6 protein-coding genes are annotated in these 3,675 nt (G+C 63.5%); all 6 read left to right on the top strand.

Annotation, left to right across the window (positions count from 1 at the left end; translation table 11 throughout):
* The first annotated feature begins 321 nt into the window (after nucleotides 1-321).
* Entirely contained in the window at nucleotides 322-1,677 is a 1,356-nt protein-coding gene (argH, locus tag JCM25143_RS14590) for an argininosuccinate lyase (protein ID WP_234395347.1), read from the top strand.
* Nucleotides 1,674-1,817, top strand: coding sequence for a hypothetical protein (locus JCM25143_RS22915; protein ID WP_199897909.1), 144 nt, complete (start codon nucleotides 1,674-1,676; stop codon nucleotides 1,815-1,817). The genes argH and JCM25143_RS22915 overlap by 4 nt, the downstream gene beginning before the upstream one ends.
* Before the next feature lie 160 nt (nucleotides 1,818-1,977).
* On the top strand, nucleotides 1,978-2,613 hold the full coding sequence (locus JCM25143_RS25555) for a diaminopimelate decarboxylase family protein (RefSeq protein ID WP_456303617.1): 636 nt from the start codon (nucleotides 1,978-1,980) through the stop codon (nucleotides 2,611-2,613).
* Nucleotides 2,610-3,080: a hypothetical protein gene (locus JCM25143_RS25550; RefSeq protein WP_456303616.1), complete on the top strand. Its 471-nt coding sequence runs from the start codon at nucleotides 2,610-2,612 to the stop codon at nucleotides 3,078-3,080. The genes JCM25143_RS25555 and JCM25143_RS25550 overlap by 4 nt, the downstream gene beginning before the upstream one ends.
* Nucleotides 2,966-3,223, top strand: coding sequence for a hypothetical protein (locus JCM25143_RS25545; protein ID WP_456303615.1), 258 nt, complete (start codon nucleotides 2,966-2,968; stop codon nucleotides 3,221-3,223). The genes JCM25143_RS25550 and JCM25143_RS25545 overlap by 115 nt, the downstream gene beginning before the upstream one ends.
* Nucleotides 3,224-3,225: 2 nt before the next feature.
* On the top strand, nucleotides 3,226-3,675 hold a 450-nt coding region (locus JCM25143_RS20180; protein ID WP_035371454.1), incomplete at its 3' end, for a DUF4175 family protein.

Genomic DNA, 3,675 nt, shown 5'->3' with positions numbered 1-3,675 from the left:
ATGGGCGGCCCGCATGCCAGCACCGCCCCGGCCCCAGAACCACAGGGAAGTCAGGCCCATACAGCACACCCCACACATAAAATACCGTAGGCTGGGTGTACGCCACGACCATGGCATTTGCGCCGCACGGCGGCCCCCGGTAGGGTAAGGGGCTTTGCATTCGCACCGCGACGGTTGTAAGTCCGGGGCTGCTTGTGTCACGCGTTACAGACGGATTTTGGCCAGAATGTCACTGAACAGCCTCAGAGCGGTACAACAACAACGAGCGAGAGCGCCAATGTCCAATGGGGCGGGCGGTTTGCCGGTGGCCCCTCAGACATCATGATGGCCATCAACGCCTCCATCGGGTTTGACAAGGCCCTGTGGCGGCAGGATATCCGCGGCTCGCTCGCCCATGCTGCCATGCTCGCCCATGTCGGGATTATCACCCCCGAGGACGAAGCGGCCATCCGCGCCGGGCTGAACGAAATCGGGCAGGAAATCGAAGCAGGCCGGTTCGATTTTTCCGAAGCCCTTGAAGACATTCACATGAATATCGAGGCCCGCCTGTCCGACCGGATTGGCGAGGCGGGCAAGCGCCTGCACACCGCGCGCTCGCGCAATGATCAGGTCGCGACCGATTTCCGCCTGTGGGTGCGTGATGCCATTGACGGGCTGGACCAGCAGGTAGCCTCGCTCATGCGCGCCCTCGCCCGCCGGGCCAGCGAGCACGCAGCCGACCCGATGCCGGGCTTTACCCACCTGCAAACCGCGCAGCCCGTCACATTCGGCCACCACCTGATGGCCTATGTGGAAATGCTTGCCCGCGACAGGGGCCGTCTGGCCGATACCCGCCGCCGCCTGAATGAATGTCCGCTGGGTTCGGCCGCACTCGCTGGCACCTCTTTCCCCATCGACCGGCGCATGACAGCCGAAGCACTGGCCTTCGACCGCCCTACGGCCAATTCGCTCGATGCGGTTTCCGACCGGGACTTCGCGCTGGAATATCTCTCGGCCCTGTCCATCATGGCCATGCACCTCTCCCGCTTTGCGGAAGAGATTGTCATCTGGTGTTCCTCGCCCTTCTCGTTCATCCGCCTGTCCGATGCCTTTACCACCGGCTCCTCCATCATGCCGCAGAAGCGCAACCCCGATGCCGCCGAACTGGTGCGCGCCAAGACAGGCCGCATTACCGGCAGCCTTGTCGGGCTGCTGACAGTCATGAAAGGCCTGCCGCTGGCCTATGCCAAGGACATGCAGGAAGACAAGGAACCGGTGTTTGCCGCCACGGATGCCGCCGCCCTTTCCCTTGCCGCGTGCGATGGCATGGTGCGCGATATGACCGCCAACACGGCGCAGATGCGCGCTCTGGCTGGCTCGGGCTACTCCACCGCCACCGATATTGCGGACTGGCTGGTGCGGGTGCTGCGCGTACCTTTCCGCACGGCACATCATGTCACCGGGCGGCTGGTCGCCAAGGCCGAGGAAAAAAATATTGGTCTGGCTGACCTCAGCCTTGCTGAAATGCAGGCTGAAGAACCCGGCATTACCGATGATATTTACACCGTCCTGACTGTCGATGCCTCGATCGCTTCGCGCACGAGCGAAGGCGGCACGGCGGCCGACAACGTGCGGGCACAGGCCGCACGCTGGCTGGCCACACTGGACAGCACCACCACACCGGACAGCCACCGATGACCCTGCGCTTGCTGATTGGCCTTGCCCTGAGCACGGCCCTGCTCCTGCCGCTGGCCGCCTGCGGCAAAAAAGGCCCACCGCGCCAGCCCGGCCCAGAGGACAAGATCATCTATCCGCGCACCTACCCGGCGCCGGATTAAGCTGGCGCCACACCGTTTTTCTCACCTGTCCTGCCCCTTACTTCAATCCAAGGCCCTACACGCCTCATGGCTGATCTTTCCGCCCCTACCGGCACAGACCCCACCCTGCCGGAACTGCTCCGCACCCACCCGCAGCTCAGCATGACGCCCACCACAGCTGATGTTTGAAGGCGTGGCCCTGAACGCCATAGCCGATGCCGTTGGCACCCCCTGCTGGGTCATGGGCGCAGGCACATTCAAACGCCGCCTGCGCCGTCTGGATCAGGCCATGCGCGATGCCGGGCTTGATGTGTCCATCCATTACGCCGTGAAGGCGAACGACCATCTGGCCATGCTCTCGCTCGTCGGGCGTGAAGGCCATGGGGCAGATATTGTCAGCGGTGGCGAGCTGGCTCGCACGCAAAAAGCAGGCATACAGGCCGGGCGTGTTGTGTTTTCAGGCGTGGGCAAGACCGATGCCGAGCTTGAGCAGGCCATTGCGCTGGATATTGGCCAGATCAACATCGAAAGCGCTGAAGAACTCGATATCATTAGCGCCATTGCAACCCGCCTTGGCCGCATTGCGCGCGTGACCCTGCGCGTTAACCCTGACGTAGATGCGAAAACGCACGCCAAGATCACAACCGGGCTGGCCGCCAATAAATTCGGTATTCCTTTTGATGACGCGGCAGCCTGTATGCCCGCGCGGCCAGCCTGCCCGGTATCGAGGCACGCGGTTTCGCTACACATATCGGCAGCCAGATCCTGTCCACCGGCCCTTACCGCGCCGCTTATGCCCGCGTTGCGGAACTGGTGAAAACCGTACGTGCCGCAGGGCAGCGCGTGACCCATATCGATTGTGGTGGCGGGCTGGGCATTGCCTACGGGGCCGAAGCCGAAGGCCAGCCCGAAGCCCTTGCAGCCGCCATCCGGGCTGAGCTGGGTGATCTGGATGTCAAACTGGCGATAGAGCCGGGCCGCTGGCTGGCTGGCCCCTCGGGCGTTCTGCTCAGCAGCGTGATCCTGCGCAAGGAATACGGCATGCAGACCCCCTTTGTGGTGACAGATGCCGCCATGAACGACCTGCTGCGCCCCAGCATGTATGATGCATGGCACGGATCGTGCCTCTTGCACCGCACAGTCTGGGCCTGCCCTGCGCACCAACGCATGTGGTCGGCCCGGTTTGTGAAAGCGGAGACACCTTTGCACGTGACCGTGCCCTGCCCCCATTGCCACGGGGCGCGCGCGTCGCCATTCTGGACACCGGGGCTTACGGGGCGGTGATGAGTTCAACCTATAACAGCCGCCCTCTAGCGTCCGAAGTTCTGGTTGAAGACGGAGAATGGACGGTGATACGTCGCAGGCAGACCGTGGAAGAACTCTGGCAGGATGAAACCGTGCCAGCCTTTACAGGCGGAACCATGTAAGCATGGGCGGCGCGCATGACAGCCTGAACGCCCCGAACACCCATACCGGGCCACATGCCGCCCGTCTGGCTTCGGTGCGCCGTCATGCGGCCCTTGTCCTTTATGTCGAGCGGGTATGGCCTGCGGTTCTGCCGGTTCTGGCGGCACTGGGCCTGTATGTGCTGGCAGGTCTGTGCCGCCTGCCGCAACACCTGCCAGACTTTGCCCGCTGGCTGATTTTACTGGGTTTTGCGGGCCTGTGTCTGGCCTATCTGCGCCGCCACCTGCGCACTCTGCCTGTCATACCCCTCTCGGCCATTGACCGGCGGATCGAAAAAGCATCCGCCCTGCCCAACCAGCCACTGGCCGTGCTGGAAGATCAGCCGGTACTGCTCTCCACTGACGCCGAAAGCACGCAGGCACTCTGGCAGGCCCATCAAGCCCGCAGCCTTGCGGCCCTTGAGCACCTGCGC

Origin of the sequence: Acetobacter papayae JCM 25143 (assembly GCF_000613285.1) — a bacterium.
Classification (GTDB): Bacteria; Pseudomonadota; Alphaproteobacteria; order Acetobacterales; family Acetobacteraceae; genus Acetobacter; species Acetobacter papayae.
The sequence above is the reverse complement of the archived record's forward strand: the minus strand, read 5'-3'. Positions and strand labels throughout refer to the sequence as shown.

Excerpts from the sequence above, each read along its gene's own strand:
- JCM25143_RS25555 (WP_456303617.1), top strand. The coding sequence starts at position 1,978 with ATGTTTGAAGGCGTGGCCCTGAACGCCATAGCCGATGCCGTTGGCACC.
- argH (WP_234395347.1), top strand. The coding sequence starts at position 322 with ATGATGGCCATCAACGCCTCCATCGGGTTTGACAAGGCCCTGTGGCGG.
- JCM25143_RS22915 (WP_199897909.1), top strand. The coding sequence starts at position 1,674 with ATGACCCTGCGCTTGCTGATTGGCCTTGCCCTGAGCACGGCCCTGCTC.